General features: G+C 58.7%; 14 protein-coding genes and 2 pseudogenes. 5 read left to right on the plus strand and 11 right to left on the minus strand.

The genetic code is table 11. From position 1 onward, the window contains the following. A pseudogene (locus tag B3Y70_RS01930) lies at positions 1-92 on the minus strand (prolipoprotein diacylglyceryl transferase); the annotation flags it as partial. A 10-nt stretch (positions 93-102) separates the two neighbouring features. After that, the gene (locus tag B3Y70_RS01935) at positions 103-900 is read right to left on the minus strand and encodes a sulfite exporter TauE/SafE family protein (protein WP_286893640.1); all 798 of its coding nucleotides are present in this window, start codon (positions 898-900) and stop codon (positions 103-105) included. Between the two features lie 92 nt (positions 901-992). Between B3Y70_RS01935 and B3Y70_RS01940 the strand changes: the two genes are divergently transcribed. The 4 genes from B3Y70_RS01940 (at position 993) to dxs (ending at position 5,032) form a co-directional block, all read left to right on the plus strand. Then, complete coding sequence (locus B3Y70_RS01940; RefSeq protein ID WP_153740866.1) at positions 993-1,766, plus strand: NRDE family protein; 774 nt, start codon at positions 993-995, stop codon at positions 1,764-1,766. Positions 1,767-1,824: 58 nt separating this feature from the next. Beyond that, positions 1,825-2,082: an exodeoxyribonuclease VII small subunit gene (locus B3Y70_RS01945; RefSeq protein WP_011785895.1), complete on the plus strand. Its 258-nt coding sequence runs from the start codon at positions 1,825-1,827 to the stop codon at positions 2,080-2,082. Next, positions 2,082-2,978: a (2E,6E)-farnesyl diphosphate synthase gene (gene ispA, locus B3Y70_RS01950; protein WP_153740865.1), complete on the plus strand. Its 897-nt coding sequence runs from the start codon at positions 2,082-2,084 to the stop codon at positions 2,976-2,978. Before B3Y70_RS01945 ends, ispA begins: the two co-directional genes overlap by 1 nt. 122 nt (positions 2,979-3,100) lie before the next feature. Beyond that, on the plus strand, positions 3,101-5,032 hold the full coding sequence (gene dxs / locus B3Y70_RS01955) for a 1-deoxy-D-xylulose-5-phosphate synthase (protein ID WP_288589109.1): 1,932 nt from the start codon (positions 3,101-3,103) through the stop codon (positions 5,030-5,032). 43 nt (positions 5,033-5,075) lie between these two features. Here the strand turns inward: dxs and ribA are convergent, their stop codons facing one another. The 6 genes from ribA to B3Y70_RS01985 all read right to left on the minus strand — a co-directional run bounded on the left by ribA (position 5,076) and on the right by B3Y70_RS01985 (position 12,436). Then, positions 5,076-5,687, minus strand: a complete 612-nt coding sequence (gene ribA, locus B3Y70_RS01960; RefSeq protein WP_014420644.1) for a GTP cyclohydrolase II — start codon at positions 5,685-5,687, stop codon at positions 5,076-5,078. Positions 5,688-5,819: 132 nt separating this feature from the next. Then, complete coding sequence (gene moaC, locus B3Y70_RS01965; protein ID WP_286896434.1) at positions 5,820-6,302, minus strand: cyclic pyranopterin monophosphate synthase MoaC; 483 nt, start codon at positions 6,300-6,302, stop codon at positions 5,820-5,822. A gap of 87 nt (positions 6,303-6,389) precedes the next feature. Continuing rightward, a complete protein-coding gene (locus B3Y70_RS01970; protein ID WP_286896437.1) occupies positions 6,390-7,379 on the minus strand; it encodes a Nudix family hydrolase in 990 nt (329 codons plus the stop codon). Then, complete coding sequence (gene argJ, locus B3Y70_RS01975) at positions 7,360-8,577, minus strand: bifunctional glutamate N-acetyltransferase/amino-acid acetyltransferase ArgJ (RefSeq protein WP_222448341.1); 1,218 nt, start codon at positions 8,575-8,577, stop codon at positions 7,360-7,362. Before argJ ends, B3Y70_RS01970 begins: the two co-directional genes overlap by 20 nt. Before the next feature lie 101 nt (positions 8,578-8,678). After that, positions 8,679-11,408 carry a preprotein translocase subunit SecA gene (secA, locus tag B3Y70_RS01980; protein ID WP_286896442.1) on the minus strand — a complete coding sequence of 910 codons (2,730 nt, stop codon included), beginning with the start codon at positions 11,406-11,408 and terminating at the stop codon, positions 8,679-8,681. 89 nt (positions 11,409-11,497) lie between these two features. After that, the gene (locus tag B3Y70_RS01985) at positions 11,498-12,436 is read right to left on the minus strand and encodes a M23 family metallopeptidase (protein ID WP_227548904.1); all 939 of its coding nucleotides are present in this window, start codon (positions 12,434-12,436) and stop codon (positions 11,498-11,500) included. 231 nt (positions 12,437-12,667) lie between these two features. Here B3Y70_RS01985 and B3Y70_RS01990 point away from each other — a divergent pair, with 231 nt between their 5' ends. After that, entirely contained in the window at positions 12,668-13,117 is a 450-nt protein-coding gene (locus B3Y70_RS01990; protein ID WP_153740859.1) for a DUF721 domain-containing protein, read from the plus strand. An 11-nt stretch (positions 13,118-13,128) separates the two neighbouring features. On the opposite strand, the gene lpxC is transcribed toward B3Y70_RS01990, so the two are convergent. The 3 genes and pseudogenes from lpxC to ftsA form a co-directional block, all read right to left on the minus strand. Then, the gene (lpxC, locus tag B3Y70_RS01995; RefSeq protein ID WP_011785905.1) at positions 13,129-14,043 is read right to left on the minus strand and encodes a UDP-3-O-acyl-N-acetylglucosamine deacetylase; all 915 of its coding nucleotides are present in this window, start codon (positions 14,041-14,043) and stop codon (positions 13,129-13,131) included. A gap of 378 nt (positions 14,044-14,421) precedes the next feature. Beyond that, positions 14,422-15,411: pseudogene (gene ftsZ, locus B3Y70_RS02000) on the minus strand (cell division protein FtsZ); the annotation flags it as partial. Between the two features lie 100 nt (positions 15,412-15,511). Continuing rightward, a complete protein-coding gene (ftsA, locus tag B3Y70_RS02005) occupies positions 15,512-16,747 on the minus strand; it encodes a cell division protein FtsA (protein ID WP_011785907.1) in 1,236 nt (411 codons plus the stop codon). Positions 16,748-16,749: the final 2 nt, after the last annotated feature.

The raw sequence follows: 16,749 nt of genomic DNA on the forward strand, positions 1-16,749 counted from the left end.
GCAAACCCGACCAGATAGGTCAGGCCGTACCAGTGAATTTTCAACGGCCCAAGGGCGATCGCCACCGGGTCAAACTGTGGATGTTGCAGCATGAATGCTCTCTCAGCTCAGAAGAAACCGTAAACCAACCAGAACCAGCATAATGGCAAAGATGCGCTTGAGCAGGCGTCCATCCAGACGATGGGCCAGCCCGGCGCCGATGCGTGCAAAGAACACACTGGTGGCGACCACACCCACCAACGCCGGCAGGTAGATAAAACCAAGACTCAGCTCGGGCAGATGGGGATCCTGCCAGCCGGTCCAGACATTGGCCAGGGCGCCCGCAATTGCAATCGGGAAGCCGCAGGCCGCCGACGTCGCCACCGCCTGCTGCATTTTGACGTTGCACCAGCTTAAATAGGGCACGGTCAGGGTGCCACCACCAATACCGAAGATAGCCGACGCCCAGCCAATGATGCCGCCGGCAGCACCCAGCCCGGTGGTGCCCGGAACATCCCGCCCCGGTTTCGGATTAACCTCAAGAATCATCTTCAGTGCCACCAGAATGACAAACACCCCGATAATGGTTTCCAGCACCGGGCCGCTTAGCATTGCCGCAGTCCAGGCACCAAGCACGGCACCGACCACAATACCAACGGTCATGGGGCGAAACAGATCCCAACGCACCGCACCATGCTGGTGATGTGTGCGTATGGAACTGATGGAGGTGAACACAATGGTGGCCAACGACGTACCGACGGCAAGGTGGGCAGCAATCTCCGGGCTAATGCCCTGTAGCCCGAAACTGAAGATCAGCACCGGCACAATCACCAGCCCGCCCCCAATGCCAAACAGGCCGGCCATGGTGCCCGCCAATGCGCCCAACAGAAGATACAGTATGATGATGCCTATCATGCTCATGGTTACAGACCACCCCGGCTCAGATCAGGCTGGTATGATACGCAGGAATGCCTGCAACTTCAGCCCACGCATCCAAGGAATTCCGTTCACCCATGTGCCTAATTGCCTTTGCCATCGGCCAGAACCCCCGTTTTCCCCTGGTGGTTGCTGCCAATCGGGATGAATTCTTCCGCCGCCCTACGGCCGCCATGGACTGGTGGCAGGCGGATAACGGCCAGCACATTCTGGCAGGCCGGGATCTTGCTTCCGGCGGAACCTGGCTGGCGATCAGCGCGGACGGTCAGGTCGCTGCCGTAACCAACGTGCGAGAAGGCAGCCCGGAAACCGGCCGCTCCAGCCGGGGCGAACTTCCCGTTCGCGCGCTGGCAGAACCCGCCAGCGAACTAGGCGCGGCCCTGAACGGCGAGACAGATCGGTATGCCGGCTTTAACCTGGTGTCTCTGACAGAACGTGGTGGCTGGTATTACAGCAACCGCGACGCGCACCCCGGGCGCCAACTATTCCGTGGCAGCTTTGGCCTGAGCAACCATCTCTTACAGACACCCTGGCCCAAACTGCTGCGCCTGAGAACGGCCTTTGCCTCCGCGGTTGAAGCGGCGAGCGACCGTACCGAGGCTTTGCATGCCGAGCTCCTGCCCCTGCTTCAGGACACCAGCCCGGCACCCGACGCCATGCTTCCCGATACCGGCGTGGGACTTGAGACCGAACGGTTTTTATCGTCACCGTTCATTGTCGGCAGTGACTACGGCACACGGGCCACTACCATCGTTACGGTGGATGCACAGGGCGAAGTCAGGGTGACAGAACAATCCTGGGGGCCCAATGCCCAGACACTGGAAAAACGGCAATTCAGCTGGCAGCGATAGCAAACCGACTCTGATATAATCCGCGCAATTTCCGAAACACCCGACCGGAGGTCGCCCCATGGCCGGCGAGAACACCAGCAGCGCTTCCATAGCCGACTTTGAGAAATCCCTGAACGAACTGGAACAACTGGTTCGTGACCTGGAGCAGGGCGAGCTGTCCCTGGAACAATCCCTGGCGGCTTTCGAGCGCGGCGTTAAACTGACAAGGGAATGCCAGAGCGCCCTGAAATCCGCCGAACAGCGGGTCGAGCAGCTGGTACAGAACAGTGACGGCACACTGGAAACCCGACCTTTCTCGGCAGACGACGAGCAGTGATGGACCATCGCATCCGCCAGGCAGAGGCCTATCTGGACCAGTGCCGCCAACAGGTTGACCAGGAACTGGACCGCAGTCTTACCCGGAATACCACCTCAGAAAGGCTCCAGGAAACCATGCGCTACAGCGTGCTGGGCGGCGGCAAACGGGTACGCCCGGCCCTCTGCATGGCGGCCGCCCGGGCCATGGGCAGCCACGACAGCACAGCCCTGGCGCCAGCCTGCGCCCTGGAACTGATCCACGCCTATTCCCTGGTCCACGATGACCTGCCGGCCATGGACGATGATGATCTTCGCCGGGGCCGACCGACCGCCCACATCGCCTTTGACGAAGCCTCTGCCATTCTGGCCGGGGATGCGCTGCAAACACTGGCATTCGCGTTACTGTCAGAAGCGCCGGCGTTGTCAGACCGACAACGCGTGGCCATGATTTCAGAGCTGGCCCGCGCCAGTGGTCATCAGGGCATGGTTGGCGGTCAGGCCATTGATCTGGAATCGGTGGGGCGGCAACTGAGCGTAGAACAACTGGAAGCCATGCACCGGCACAAAACCGGCGCCCTGATCGAAGCCAGTGTTCGTCTGGGCGCACTCACCTCCGAGACCGTGACCGAACGCCAGCTGACCAACCTGACCGATTACGCCAGCGCGCTGGGGCTTGCGTTTCAGGTGCAGGATGATCTTCTGGACATCGAGGGCGACACCGAGATTATCGGCAAGCGCCAGGGCTCCGATGTGGCCAAGGCGAAACCCACGTATCCGGCATTACTGGGTATCGACGGGGCACGCCAGCACCTGGCCCGGCTTCTTGATGAAGCCCTGGGCGCACTGGAGAGCTTCGGCCCGGAAGCCGACACCCTCAGGGCCATGGCTGACTACGTGGTGGCGCGCAGCCACTGAACCATTTACAAGGCCAAAGCATCACCATTTTGTAACAACTGGCCCGGGATGTATGAAACCGGGTCGCCTGTTCCCTTATAATGCCAGCCATAGAACTCACATTCCGATAAAGACCCGAGCTGATGCAGGACACATACATTTTCAGGGAAATCCCGTCGCAGCGGCCCAATACGCCACTGCTCGACCGGATAGACGTGCCATCCCAGCTGCGTGAGCTGCCAGCGGAGGACTTGCCCCGGCTGGCCAGGGAATTGCGAGCGTTCTTGCTGTGGTCAGTTGGCCAGACCGGTGGTCATTTCGGCGCAGGCCTTGGTGTGCTTGAGCTGACGGTGGCCCTGCACTACGTGTTCAATACCCCCGAAGACCGGCTGGTATGGGACGTCGGCCACCAGGCCTACCCCCACAAGATCCTGACCGGTCGCAAGGAACAAATGGGTAGCATTCGCCGTAAAGGAGGCCTGGCCGGCTTCCCGAAACGGGCAGAGAGCGAGTACGACACCTTCGGCGTAGGTCATTCGAGCACATCCATCAGCGCGGCACTGGGCATGGCAATCGCCGCCCGGATGCAGAAAACCGGCCGCAAGAGCATTGCCGTTATCGGGGATGGTGCCATGACCGCGGGTATGGCCTTTGAAGCCCTGAATCATGCCGGACACCTTCATGCCGACATGCTGGTGGTGCTGAACGACAACGACATGTCGATTTCACGCAACGTCGGCGGGCTTTCCAACTATTTCGCCAAGCTGCTCTCCAGCCGTACCTACAATCAGGTGCGCGACAGCAGCAAGAAGGTGCTCAAAGGCACCCCTCACCTGATGGCCCTGGCAAAGAAAACCGAAGAACATTTCAAGGGTATGATTGCGCCCGGCACACTGTTTGAGGAGCTGGGGTTCAACTATATTGGCCCCATCGACGGCCACGACCTGCCCTTGCTGGTGGAAACCCTGGAGAACATCCGTGAGCTGGAAGGCCCGCAGTTCCTGCACGTGGTCACAACCAAAGGCAAAGGTTTTGCCCCTGCCGAAGCGGACCCGATTGGCTACCATGCCATCAACAAGATTGAACCGGTGCCCGCCAGCAAGCCGGAACCGGTGAAGCCGAAACCGGCCAGCCCGAAATACGCCAACGTCTTCGGGCAGTGGCTATGCGATGCCGCCGAACAGGACAGCCGGGTAGCCGGAATTACCCCCGCCATGTGCGAGGGTTCAGACCTGCTGGCCTTTTCAGAGCGTTTCCCGGATCGCTATTTTGATGTCGCCATTGCCGAGCAGCATGCCGTCACCCTGGCGGCAGGTCTGGCTTGCGATGGTGCCAAGCCGGTCGTGGCCATTTACTCAACATTTCTGCAGCGAGCCTATGACCAGTTGGTACACGATGTCGCCATCCAGAACCTGGACGTCCTGTTTGCCATTGATCGTGCGGGCCTGGTCGGCGAAGACGGCCCCACCCACGCTGGCGCCTTCGACATCAGCTATCTACGCTGCATTCCCAACATGCTGGTGATGACGCCGTCGGACGAAAACGAAACCCGACAGCTACTGCACACCGGCCTTGAATACAGCGGCCCGGCTGCCGTTCGCTACCCCCGGGGAACCGGACCTGGGGCCGAAATCCAGCAGCAACTCACCCCACTGCCCATCGGCAAGGGCCGGCGCGTACGCGACGGTAGCGGTATTGCCATCCTTAATTTCGGCACTCTGTTGGCGCCGGGACTGGAGGCAGCAGAAGCCTTGGGCGCCACGGTCGCCGACATGCGCTTCGTCAAGCCTCTGGATGAGGCCCTGGTACTGAAACTGGCGGAAACCCACAACCTGCTGGTCACCCTGGAAGAAAACGTTATTGCCGGTGGCGCGGGCAGCGCGGTGACGGAATTCCTGAATGCCCGCCAGGTTTCCATGCCGGTATTACAACTGGGACTGCCGGACGCGTTCGTTGAACACGGTCAGCATAAGGAATTACTGCGGGACTGTGGGCTGGATGCCGAAGGCATTCTTCGCAGCATTGCCACGCGAATGGAGCAGCTCGGATACCCGACAGTGGTGGCGGCTAAATAACTCGGGAACGAAGGCGGATCACAACTGATCCGCCAGAGGTCGATCAGACCGGGTCGTCATCCTGGTGGGTTTCCAGCCAGTGGCCCAGTTTGCTCTGTTTTGTATTCAGGTAGTGCTCGTTGTGCGGATTGCGGCCCACATGCAGAGGCACGCGCTCGGCAATGTTGATGCCGTAGGATTCCAGCGCCTTCACTTTGCGCGGATTGTTGGTCATCAATCGCAGGCTTTTGATGCCCAGGTGCTCAAGCATGTCCTTGCACATGCTGTAATCCCGGAGATCTGCGCCAAAGCCCAGACGCTCATTCGCTTCCACGGTGTCGGCGCCCTGGTCCTGCAGACGGTAGGCCCGGATCTTGTTCAGCAATCCGATACCGCGGCCTTCCTGCCGCAAGTACATCAGAATACCCCGACCCTCCCGGGCGATACTGCGCAACGCTTCTTCCAGCTGATAACCACAGTCACAACGCATGCTGTACAGGGCATCGCCCGTCAGACACTCCGAGTGGGTCCGTGCCAGCAGTGGTTCTGCGCTATCAATGTCCCCCAACGTCAGCGCCACATGCTCCTTCCCGGTGTCCGGCTCCTCAAAGCCGTGCATATCAAACACACCAAAGGGGGTGGGCAAACGGCAGGTTTCAATGTAACGAACAGCCACTGTGTTTCCTCGTGGTTCGGATAAATTGGGCGGGCATTCTATCATGCGGCTGCTTGCCTGGCGTAGTGTCGACACAGTTCCCCTCCGGATTATGCAGTACCCGAAAGGTTACGGTCGCCGCCAGGCTTCAGATCATTGCTCCCGGGCCTGCCAGTGGCCGGAGCGGCCGCCTTTCTTTTCCAGCAGGCGCAGAGTATCGATCACCATGCCTTTGTCGACCGCCTTGCACATGTCGTAAATGGTCAGGGCGGCCACACTCGCGGCCGTCAGCGCTTCCATTTCAACACCGGTCTGACCAGCCAGCTTGCACCGGGTCTCGATCGCCACCGATGCGCCATCATCGCCAGCCCTCAGTTCGACTTTCACGGAGGTCAGGTTAAGCGCATGGCACAGGGGAATCAGGTCGTGGGTTCGTTTCGCAGCCATGATGCCTGCTATCCTGGCCGTCGCCAGCACATCACCCTTGGGGTGCTCACCTTCCAGGATCATTCTCAGGGTTTCCGGAGCCATCCGGACACAGGCCTCGGCTCTGGCCTCGCGTTCCGTCACCGCTTTGTCGGTGACATCCACCATTCGGGCTTCACCCTTGTCATCCAGATGGGTCAGTTTTGTCACAGAAAACTCCGATTGATCTGTTGAAGAGGTTACTTTGGCATGGCCCGGGCCTGGTTGGAATCCGTAATCGCCCCGGGCCACAGATGGCTACCACCAGAAACCGATACCAGCCACGCCCTGGCCGCCAAGCGCGCGGGCCCGGGACTGGTGCTCAGGTCCGAGACCTCCGATACCGTAAACCGGCACATTTGCCGTTGCGGCCAACGCCTGAAAAGCAGCCCACCCGATTCCGGGTTGCCCCGGATGGCTGGGCGTCTCCAGTACATTACCCAGGAACACGTAATCCGCCCCCAGGCGCTCTGCATGGCGCAATTGCTCAGCACTATGGCAAGATACACCCAACCAGTAATCGTCGCTGACAGGGCGTTCTGAATGCTGCTGCGCCTCGCGCCAGGGCAGGTGAACGCCCTGGACATCTGGAACGGCCCGACACAGGTCTGCCGCCCCATGCAGAATCAACCCGACGCCCCTTTCCCGGCACCCGCCCAGAGCCGCTACGGCCAGCTCAAGGTACGCAGCCCCGGAGAGGGTCGGAGCGCGAAGCACCACCAGTGAATCCAGCTGCCCCCGGTCGAGAGCGGCACCGAGTCTGGCCAGGCCTGCCGGCGCATCCTCAATTGTTCCGGTAACCGCCAGCCGATGGGGCAATCGCAGCGCCCTGATGATGGGCCGGTTAGCGGCAGGAAACTCTTCGTCCTTGAGCGCCTCAGGAGCCAGCCAGCTGACCGGCTGACCTTCTTTCCCCTCTGGCTCGCCCTGAGCCGAGTGGCTTGACCAGACATCAAGAAACACACACTTGTCGCCGTAGTCGTGACGTATGCCAATCACCGGCTCCAGGCTGTCCTCAGTCAGAACCAGCCCGGTCTCTTCGGCGATTTCCCGACACAGTGCCTGCTGGACGGTTTCTCCGGGCTCGACCTTACCACCCGGAAACTCCAGCAAACCGCCCTGATGGGCTTTGTCCGGGCGCCTTGCAATCAGGACACGACCATCGCGAACGATCACGCCCACCGCTACATGAACAGTCTTACGGTTAGCCGAAAGACCCTCGACAGACTCAGGTACGGTATTCGGCATTGATGGTCACGTAATCATGGGAAAAATCACAGGTCCAGACCGTTTCTCGGACATTGCCCCGCTTCAGGTCAATAGCAATGGTGATCTCTTCCTGATCCATCACCGCCTGGCCCCGAGCCTCGGAGTAGTCGTCGGCACGGCCACCGTTGCGCACCAGGCAGACATCGCCCAGGTAAATTTCAAGGGCATTGAGGTCCAGATTCTCCACACCGGCACGACCAACGGCCGCCAGGATACGCCCCCAGTTCGGGTCTGACGCGAACAGGGCGGTTTTCACCAGCGGGGAGTGCGCCACGGTATAGGCTACATCAAGCGCTTCTTGCTGGCTGGCTGCGCCGCTGACATCAATGGTGACGAATTTGGTAGCCCCCTCGCCATCCCGGACAATGGCGTGGGCCAGTTCCAGGTATACGTCCTGCAAGGCCGCCCGCAGTTCCGGCAGCAGCGGGCTGTCGGCGGTAATCTCAGGCCCGCCATACTGGCCACTGGCCAACAGCATGCAGGCATCGTTGGTGGAGGTGTCGCCGTCAATGGTAATGCGGTTGAACGACTTCTCGCCGAGCTCAGAAGCCAGCGTTTGCAGTACCTCCGGCGCAAGACGGGCATCGGTAGCGATGAAGCCGAGCATGGTGGCCATGTTGGGGCGAATCATGCCCGCGCCCTTGCTGATTCCGGAAATGGTCACCCGATGGCCATCCAGATCCAGCTGCCGCGACGCGCCTTTAGGGCGGGTATCGGTGGTCATGATGCCGGATGCCGCCTCTGCCCAGCGGTCTTCCCGGGTGTCGGCCAAAGCCTCTGGCAGTGCACTGACGATCTTGGCGACCGGCAATGGCTCTCCAATCACCCCGGTAGAGAACGGCAATACCTGGCTGGCAGAAATGCCCGCTTCTTTCGCCAGCGCCTCGCAGCAGGCCGCGGCGTCCGTCAGGCCCCGTTCGCCGGTACCGGCGTTGGCATTGCCGGTATTGATCAACAGATATCGAGGAGCATCCTGGGACAGGTGGCGGCGACTAAGGACCACTGGGGCCGCACAGAACTGGTTGCGGGTAAAAATACCCGCTACCCGGGTTTCCGGCGCCAGCTCAAACACCACGATGTCTTTTCTGCCGGGCTTTTTGATCCCCGCACTGGCTATGCCCAGCTTGATTCCCGCCACCGGGAAGAAATCGGGTAAGGTTCCTGGACCTACCGCCATGCCTGTCTCCTTGAATTTTCCTGATCTTCAAACGACAGAACCCGCAAGCGCCAGCGCACTGGCGAATTGCGGGTTCTGGTTTCCGGCTACTCAGTGGCTGATCAGCTCACCTTTCCGCAGCATTGCTTGTATTTTTTGCCAGACCCGCAGGGACAAGGCTCGTTACGACCGACCTTGCGCTCCTGGCGGACAAAGGTCTCCGGGGTTGCCTGCTGGCCATCGTCACCCTCGCCTTCTGCCTGGGCGGCACTGGCCTGCTCGTGACGGAGTTTGGCGCGCGCCATTTCCCGCTCCAGCTCTTCCTTGCGTCGACGTTCGATTTCCGCCATTTCCTCCTGGCTCTGAACCCGCACATGGCACAAAACCCGGGTAACGTCACGCTTCATGGTATCGAGCATGGTTTCGAACAGGTTAAACGCCTCGCGCTTGTATTCCTGCTTCGGGTTCTTCTGAGCGTAGCCACGCAGATGGATACCCCGGCGCAGGTGATCCATGTTGGACAAATGCTCCTTCCACAGGGTATCCAGCACCTGCAGGAACACCTGCTTCTCAAACTTGCGCATGGCTTCGGAACCGGCCACTTCTTCCTTGGCCTTGTACTCAGCCACAATGGCGTCGAGAATCTTCTGGCGAAGATTGTCTTCATACAGTTTATTGTCGTCCTTCAGCCACTGCTGGATGGGCAGCTCAATCGCCATCTCGGACTGCAACTGAGCCTCCAGCCCCTGCACATCCCACTGTTCGGGCATGCTTTGCGGCGGAATAAACTCACTGACCACCGAATCCACCACGTCTTCGCGGATGGTATCGATCATCTCGGAAATGTCGTTGGACGCCATCACCTCGTTGCGCTGCTCGTAAATGACCGTACGCTGATCGTTGGCGACATCGTCGTATTCAAGCAGCGTTTTACGCATATCGAAGTTGCGGCCTTCGACCTTGCGCTGCGACTTTTCAATGGCATTGGTGACCATCCGGTGCTCGATGGCTTCACCTTTCTTCATGCCCATGGCCTGCATCAGATTCTTCACGCGCTCCGGCGCAAAGATCCGCATCAGGTTGTCCTCCAGCGAGAGGAAGAATCGGGAAGAGCCCGGATCCCCCTGACGACCGGCACGACCCCGGAGCTGGTTATCAATCCGGCGGGACTCGTGGCGCTCGGTACCGATGATGTGCAAGCCACCGGCGTCCAGTACCTGGTTGTGGCGCTCAGTCCACTCCGCCTTCATGCGAGCCACTTCCTCTTCCGAGGGATTATCCAGGGCCGCAACTTCGTACTCCCAGTTACCACCGAGGACAATATCGGTACCCCGCCCCGCCATGTTGGTGGCGATGGTAACCGCACCCGGCCGTCCGGCCTGGGCAATAATCAGGGCTTCGGATTCGTGCTGTTTGGCGTTCAGGATCTTGTGGTCAATCCGCGCCTTCTTCAGCAGCATGGACAGAAGCTCGGAGGCTTCGATGGATGCGGTGCCCACCAGAATGGGCCGCCCTTCTGCGGTCACATCCTTGATTTCATCGATAATGGCGTGGAATTTCTCTTCCTGGGTCAGGTACACCAGGTCGTTGTAATCAATCCGCTGGATCGGCTTGTTCGGCGGAATCACCACCACGTCCAGGCCGTAGATCTGGCGGAATTCGAAGGCTTCGGTATCGGCGGTACCTGTCATACCGGCCAGCTTGTCATAGAGACGGAAATAGTTCTGGAAGGTAGTCGACGCCAGCGTCTGGCTTTCGGCCTGAATCTTGAGCCCTTCCTTTGCTTCAATCGCCTGATGCAGACCTTCGCTCCACCGGCGACCGGGCATGGTCCGGCCAGTGTGTTCGTCTACGATCACCACCTGACCGCCCTGGACAATGTAATCCACGTCTTTCTGGAACAGGTGATGGGCACGGAGCGCCGAGTGTACATGGTGCAGCAGGCTCAGGTTGGCAGCCGAATACAGGCTTTCGCCCTCTTTCAGCAGGCCCTGGCCAAGCAGCAGATCTTCGACCTTCTCGTGACCGGCTTCGGTCAGTTCAACCTGGCGGGATTTCTCGTCAATGGTGAAGTCACCGGAGGATTCGCCTTCCTCGCTGACTTCGCCTTTCTCAAGACTCGGCACCAGTGCATTGACGGCCTGATACAGCTTGGAAGAATCCTCAGCGGCACCGGAAATAATGAGCGGTGTACGGGCCTCGTCGATCAGGATGGAATCCACTTCGTCGACAATGGCGAAGTTAAGACCGCGCTGAACCTTGTCTTCAATACTGAAGGCCATGTTATCGCGCAGATAGTCGAAACCGAACTCGTTATTGGTACCGTAGGTAATATCGGCCTGGTAAGCAGCCCGCTTTTCTTCCTGTGGCTGGCCAGACGCCACTACTCCCACCTGCATGCCGAGGAAGCGGTAAAGTTTGCCCATCCACTCGGCGTCACGGCGAGCCAGGTAATCGTTCACGGTTACCACGTGCACGCCTTTACCGGGAAGCGCATTCAGGTAGACCGCGGCGGTAGCCACCAGAGTTTTCCCTTCACCGGTCTTCATTTCGGCGATTCGACCTTCATGCAGGGTCATGCCCCCGATGAGCTGGACATCGTAGTGGCGCATGCCCATCACCCGGCGGCTGGCCTCCCGCACTGTGGCAAACACTTCAGGCAGCAGGCTGTCCAGCGCTTCACCTTCATCAAGTCTGCGCCGGAACTCAGCAGTCTTGCCTTGCAACTCGGTGTCAGACAATGCGCCAAACTGTTCCTCAAGTTCATTGATGCGCGTGACTACTTTGCGCATCCTCTTGATTTCTCTGGCGTTCTTACTGCCGAACATCTTGGTTGCAAGCTTTGTGAACATAGACCACTGCTTCTTCAGTTAAACGGAGGAAGCCGGCATTCTAACCTTATTTGGCGACAGGACAAAAGGCGGGGTTCACGGGAATGGAATCAGCGGCTTGCGCGCTGGATGTATTTCACGGGATTTTCGGATTTACCATTACGGATAACTTCAAAATGCACATGGGGGCCGGTGGACCGGCCGGTGCTGCCCATCAGTGCAACAACCTGGCTTTTCTGCACCACATCCCCAACCTTAACCTTGATGGCCTTGGCGTGGGCATACCGGGTAACCAGGCCGTCGCCATGGTCGATTTCAACCAGATTTCCGTAGCCATAGCGCTCGTCGGCCCAGGTTACAACACCAGCCGCCACGGCAATAATGTCGCTGCCTTCCTTGCCTGCCAGATCAACACCGGCATGCCAGGTACGTTTTCCGGTAAAAGGATCCGAGCGGTATCCGTATTTGGACGAGAGCCAGCCCCAGGTGATCGGCCGCCCCTGCACATAGAGCTCATCTTCCAGCTTTTTGCGGGAAGCGACTTTATCGAGCAGGCGCAGTTGCTTTTCGCGATCGTTGATCTGCTGTTCCAACTGATTGATCATGTCCGTCAGCTCGGGAGCCGTGTAGGAATCCCCGGGTAGCACATCTTCTTCGGGGCCACCAACCGCTGCCGGCTTGTCAAAATTGAATTCATCGCTGGCGACCATGCCCGTTTCCACGAATCGCTGGCCGAGCGCATCCAGGCGCAGCAGACGACCCTGAATCTGGCCCAGCCGAAGGGTCAGTGCATCAATCTGCTGCTGCACGTTCTCACGAACCCGGGCGACTTCGTCCTTCTGATCTTGCAGCCTTTCTTTCCAGCCGGCCACAAGCTCAGACTCGGTGGGTTGCCGAGCTTCAAACTGACTGATCGCCACCTGATAGCCAGCCCATCCGGCTGCCGCCAGCGTGGCCAACACCAGAAAGACCAGGCCACACAACAGCGGCCCATTCAGCGGTATTGCCCTGGACTGACCGTGACGTTTGCCTACGAAAATTACGTTCATATCGTCTTTCGGTTTCATTGTTGAGCCGCAACCGTATCCCTGTAGTGCTGCGACCCGGAAATATTCCGAGCGGGTCTGCTATCCTTGGCAACAACTACGTACTGAATAATCGCAGCGCCCGGTAGACTCTCTCACTCGTGACAATGTAAAACGAGAGTAACAATGGCGCTACGCACAAAGCGTGCCGAAGTGTAACCAATCGTAAACAGGCTCGTCGAGAAAAAAGCGACCATGACGGAAAAAAATGATCAAAAAATGATCTTCGGCAAAGGATCGGCTGGCAACAATACGCTCAAAGAGCTGATGTCCAAAGCCGAACTGCACCTACAGGCCGAACAACTGGTACTCGCGGCCATTCCCGCAGAACTGTCCGAGGCTACCCGATTCGTCAGCTGTCGGGAGGGGGAACTGGTGCTGTCCACTAATAATGCGAGCAAAGCCACGCGACTGCGCTTCCGCCAGCACGAGATCATGTCGGCACTGAGGGAGAATGAACTGTTCCGCTACGTCTGGAAGGTCAGAATCAAGGTCAGCCCACCCAGATTCGCCAGCCGACGCAAACCGGTAAAAGAGCCGCTCAGCAAAGAAAATGCCCGGCTCCTCCAGGAGGAAGCCGGGCACACGAAGGATAAAGCTCTACGCGAGGTTCTCGAAAAACTCGCCAGCCACGTCCGGGATTAAGGCTTCCCGCCTTAACCCGCCGCCAGCACAGGTTTCATGTAAGAGATAGGTGCAGTGGCTTCATCATCGAAGGTCACTACTTCCCATGCATCTTCTTCTGCCCTGAGCTTGCGCAGCAGCTTGTTGTTCAGGTCGTGACCTGATTTGATACCACGGAACTCACCAATCAGGCTGTTGCCCAACAGATAGAGATCGCCGATGGCATCCAGTACCTTGTGCTTGACGAACTCGTCATCGTAGCGGAGACCGTCCTCATTGAGGATCTTGTAGTCGTCCACCACAATCGCATTATCCACGCTGCCACCCAGTGCCAGGTTCATCGCCCGCAGCTTTTCGATATCGCGCATGAACCCGAAGGTTCTGGCCCGGGACACTTCCTTCACAAAGGAGGTGCTGGAAAAGTCCACGGTCGCTGTCTGGGCACGGCCCTTGAAGACCGGGTGATCGAAATCAATCCCGAAGCTCACCTTGAAGCCTTCAAACGGCAGGAAGGTAGCTTTTTTGTCGCCCTCTTCCACAGTGACTTCGCGCTTGATGCGGATAAAACGCTTGGCCGCTTCCTGCTCGGAGATACCGGCAGACTGAAGCAGGAACACGAACGGCCCGGCAGAGCCATCCATGATCGGCACTTCTGCAGCGCTGAGTTCGACAAAACAGTTGTCGATGCCGAGACCAGCCATGGCGGAGAGCAGATGCTCTACCGTCGCCACACGGACACCGTCTTTTACCAGCGTCGTGGACAGCATGGTCTCACCCACATTCTCCGCACAGGCACGGATTTCGACCATCGGGTCGAGGTCCGTGCGGCGGAAGATGATCCCCGTGTCGACGGGTGCTGGCTTCAGGGTCAGGTATACCTTTTCCCCGGAATGCAGGCCAACACCGGTCGCGCGGATGGTGTTTTTGAGTGTCCGTTGTCTGATCATCGGTTCATTATTCCGTCACAAAAAGTCGATATTCTGAACAAAAAACTGCCCGGAGAATATCAGAATTCAAGACTGAGTACCATTTAACCAACATGACTTTACTTAACTTTTGCAATAGTCATGAGCTATGGCGCATCAGCTCAACTTAGGCGGAAGCTTATGCTTTCTGATTCACAGTAAAGCCAGCCCTGCCACGGTTGAAACAGATTATCAATCAGCCTGCCGGCGAAGGAATGCGGGAATATCGAGATAGTCCACGCCCTGTTCTTCGCTTTCTTTGCTCTGATCCAGCGCCACATTACCCTGGGCAACCGCACGACGACGCAACACGGCCGGGCGATCCAGCTGGTTGTAATCGGTCTTGCCATCGAGGGTACGGGTGTTGTCCACCACCTTGGTCGGCTTCTCGCGCTCGCCACCCAGGCCAGTCGCCACAACAGTAACCTTGAGCTCGTCGGTCATTTCCGGATCGATCACGGTACCGACCACCACAGTGGCTGAATCGGACGCGAATTCGCGCACAATGTCGCCCACTTCGGAGAACTCGCCCAGATTCAGGTCCATACCAGCGGTGATATTGACCAGAATACCCTTGGCACCCTGCAGGTTGATATCTTCGAGCAGCGGGCTGCGAACCGCGGCTTCTGCGGCTTCACGGGCACGATTCTCGCCGGTGGCGCGACCGGTACCCATCATCGCCATGCCCATCTCGGACATAACCGTTTTCACGTCGGCAAAGTCGACGTTGATCATACCGTTGCGGGTAATCAGGTCAGCAATGCCCTGAACCGCACCCAGCAACACATCATTGGCGGAGGCAAAGGCATCCAGCAGGCTGGTTTTCTTGCCCATGACTGCCAACAGCTTTTCATTGGGAATGGTAATCAGGGAGTCAACGCTCTCTTCCAGTTCCTTCAGACCGGCTTCAGCCACGCTCATGCGCTTGCCGCCTTCAAACTGGAATGGCTTGGTAACCACCGCAACCGTAAGGATACCCAGCTCACGGGCAACTTCAGCAACCACGGGGGCTGCTCCGGTGCCGGTACCGCCACCCATGCCGGCGGTGATGAACACCATATCGGAGCCGCTCAGAGCTTCGGCAATACGGTCGCGATCTTCCAGTGCAGACTGGCGACCGACTTCCGGATTGGCACCCGCACCCAGGCCCTTCGTGATGTTGCCACCCAGCTGAATAATCTGACGTGCGTCCAGGTCCTTCAGGGCCTGGGCATCTGTGTTGGCGCAGATAAATTCAACGCCTTCCACGTCGCTGTTGAGCATGTGACGAACGGCGTTGCCACCGCCACCGCCAACACCGACGACCTTGATAACTGCGTTCTGCTGAACATTATCAACGAGTTCAAACATTTCCCCTACTCCTTCGTGCTGTGTCCGGCCTTTCCAGGCCGGTTGCTTCAATCGTTGTGTTTTTTTCGAGAGACCTTCGTGTACTGCAACCGGAACACCGTCAGAAATGACCGGTGAACCAGGCTTTCATGCGCTCAACCAGCGAGGGAGCCTCCTCCCCCTTGAGCACCGGCGCCCGGCCAAGATCCATTTGCCGGAAGCCATGGATCAACAATCCGACGCCAGTGGCGTATATCGGGTTGTTGACCACTTCCGTCATACCGGAAACCGCCTGCGGACAGGCCAGTCTTACCGGCATGTGGAAGATTTCTTCAGCCAGCTCCACCACCCCTTCCATGGTGGACGAGCCGCCTGTAATCACGATGCCTGCCGGGATCAGATCCTCGAACCCGGACCGGCGTAACTCAGACTGCACCAGCGTGAACAGCTCCTCATAGCGGGGCTCAACGACCTCCGCCAGAGCCTGACGCGAAAGATCCCGCGGAGCCCGGTCTCCCACGCTGGGAACCTTGATGGTTTCTTCCGCACCCGCCAGTTGGGTCAGGGCGCAGGCGTACTTGATCTTGATTTCCTCGGCATTCTGGGTGGGCGTGCGCAACGCCATGGCAATGTCGTTGGTCACCTGGTCACCGGCGATCGGGATGACTGCGGTATGGCGAATTGCCCCGCCCGTGAACACGGCAATGTCGGTTGTACCACCACCGATATCCACCACACAGACGCCCAATTCTTTTTCATCCTCGGTCAGGATGGCGTGGCTGGAAGCCAGTTGTTCCAGAATGATGTCGTCCACTTCCAGCCCACAGCGCTTGACACACTTCTCGATGTTCTGGGCTGCATTCACGGCACAGGTCACCAGGTGCACCTTGGCCTCGAGCCGCACACCTGACATCCCCATCGGTTCCTTGATACCTTCCTGGTTATCGATGACGAACTCCTGAGGCAGGATGTGCAGGATTTTCTGGTCCGCCGGAATCGCCACCGCCTGGGCAGCGTCAATCACCCGGTCAATATCCGCCTGGGTGACTTCCCGGTCTCGGATCGCCACGATGCCGTGGGAATTCAGGCTCTTGATGTGGCTGCCAGCAATACCGGCGTACACCGAATGAATGCGACACCCCGCCATCAGTTCAGCCTCTTCGACTGCGCGCTGAATGGCCTGTACCGTGGTTTCAATGTTCACCACTACACCGCGCTTGAGCCCCCGGGACGGGTGTGAACCGATACCGACTACTTCGATGGTTCCATCCATCTTGCGCTTGCCGACTATCGCCACCACCTTGGAGGTTCCAATATCCAGGCCGACAATCATGTTTTCCGTTTCAACCGATGACATGT

The sequence above is a fragment of the Marinobacter sp. UBA5687 genome (genome assembly GCF_002420325.1).
Classification (GTDB): Bacteria; Pseudomonadota; Gammaproteobacteria; order Pseudomonadales; family Oleiphilaceae; genus Marinobacter; species Marinobacter nauticus.

Excerpts from the sequence above, each read along its gene's own strand:
- secA (WP_286896442.1), bottom strand. The coding sequence starts at position 11,408 with ATGTTCACAAAGCTTGCAACCAAGATGTTCGGCAGTAAGAACGCCAGA.
- ispA (WP_153740865.1), top strand. The coding sequence starts at position 2,082 with ATGGACCATCGCATCCGCCAGGCAGAGGCCTATCTGGACCAGTGCCGC.
- B3Y70_RS01940 (WP_153740866.1), top strand. The coding sequence starts at position 993 with ATGTGCCTAATTGCCTTTGCCATCGGCCAGAACCCCCGTTTTCCCCTG.
- B3Y70_RS01990 (WP_153740859.1), top strand. The coding sequence starts at position 12,668 with ATGACGGAAAAAAATGATCAAAAAATGATCTTCGGCAAAGGATCGGCT.
- dxs (WP_288589109.1), top strand. The coding sequence starts at position 3,101 with ATGCAGGACACATACATTTTCAGGGAAATCCCGTCGCAGCGGCCCAAT.
- lpxC (WP_011785905.1), bottom strand. The coding sequence starts at position 14,043 with ATGATCAGACAACGGACACTCAAAAACACCATCCGCGCGACCGGTGTT.
- B3Y70_RS01945 (WP_011785895.1), top strand. The coding sequence starts at position 1,825 with ATGGCCGGCGAGAACACCAGCAGCGCTTCCATAGCCGACTTTGAGAAA.
- B3Y70_RS01970 (WP_286896437.1), bottom strand. The coding sequence starts at position 7,379 with ATGCCGAATACCGTACCTGAGTCTGTCGAGGGTCTTTCGGCTAACCGT.
- B3Y70_RS01935 (WP_286893640.1), bottom strand. The coding sequence starts at position 900 with ATGAGCATGATAGGCATCATCATACTGTATCTTCTGTTGGGCGCATTG.
- argJ (WP_222448341.1), bottom strand. The coding sequence starts at position 8,577 with ATGGCGGTAGGTCCAGGAACCTTACCCGATTTCTTCCCGGTGGCGGGA.
- ftsA (WP_011785907.1), bottom strand. The coding sequence starts at position 16,747 with ATGTCATCGGTTGAAACGGAAAACATGATTGTCGGCCTGGATATTGGA.
- B3Y70_RS01985 (WP_227548904.1), bottom strand. The coding sequence starts at position 12,436 with ATGAACGTAATTTTCGTAGGCAAACGTCACGGTCAGTCCAGGGCAATA.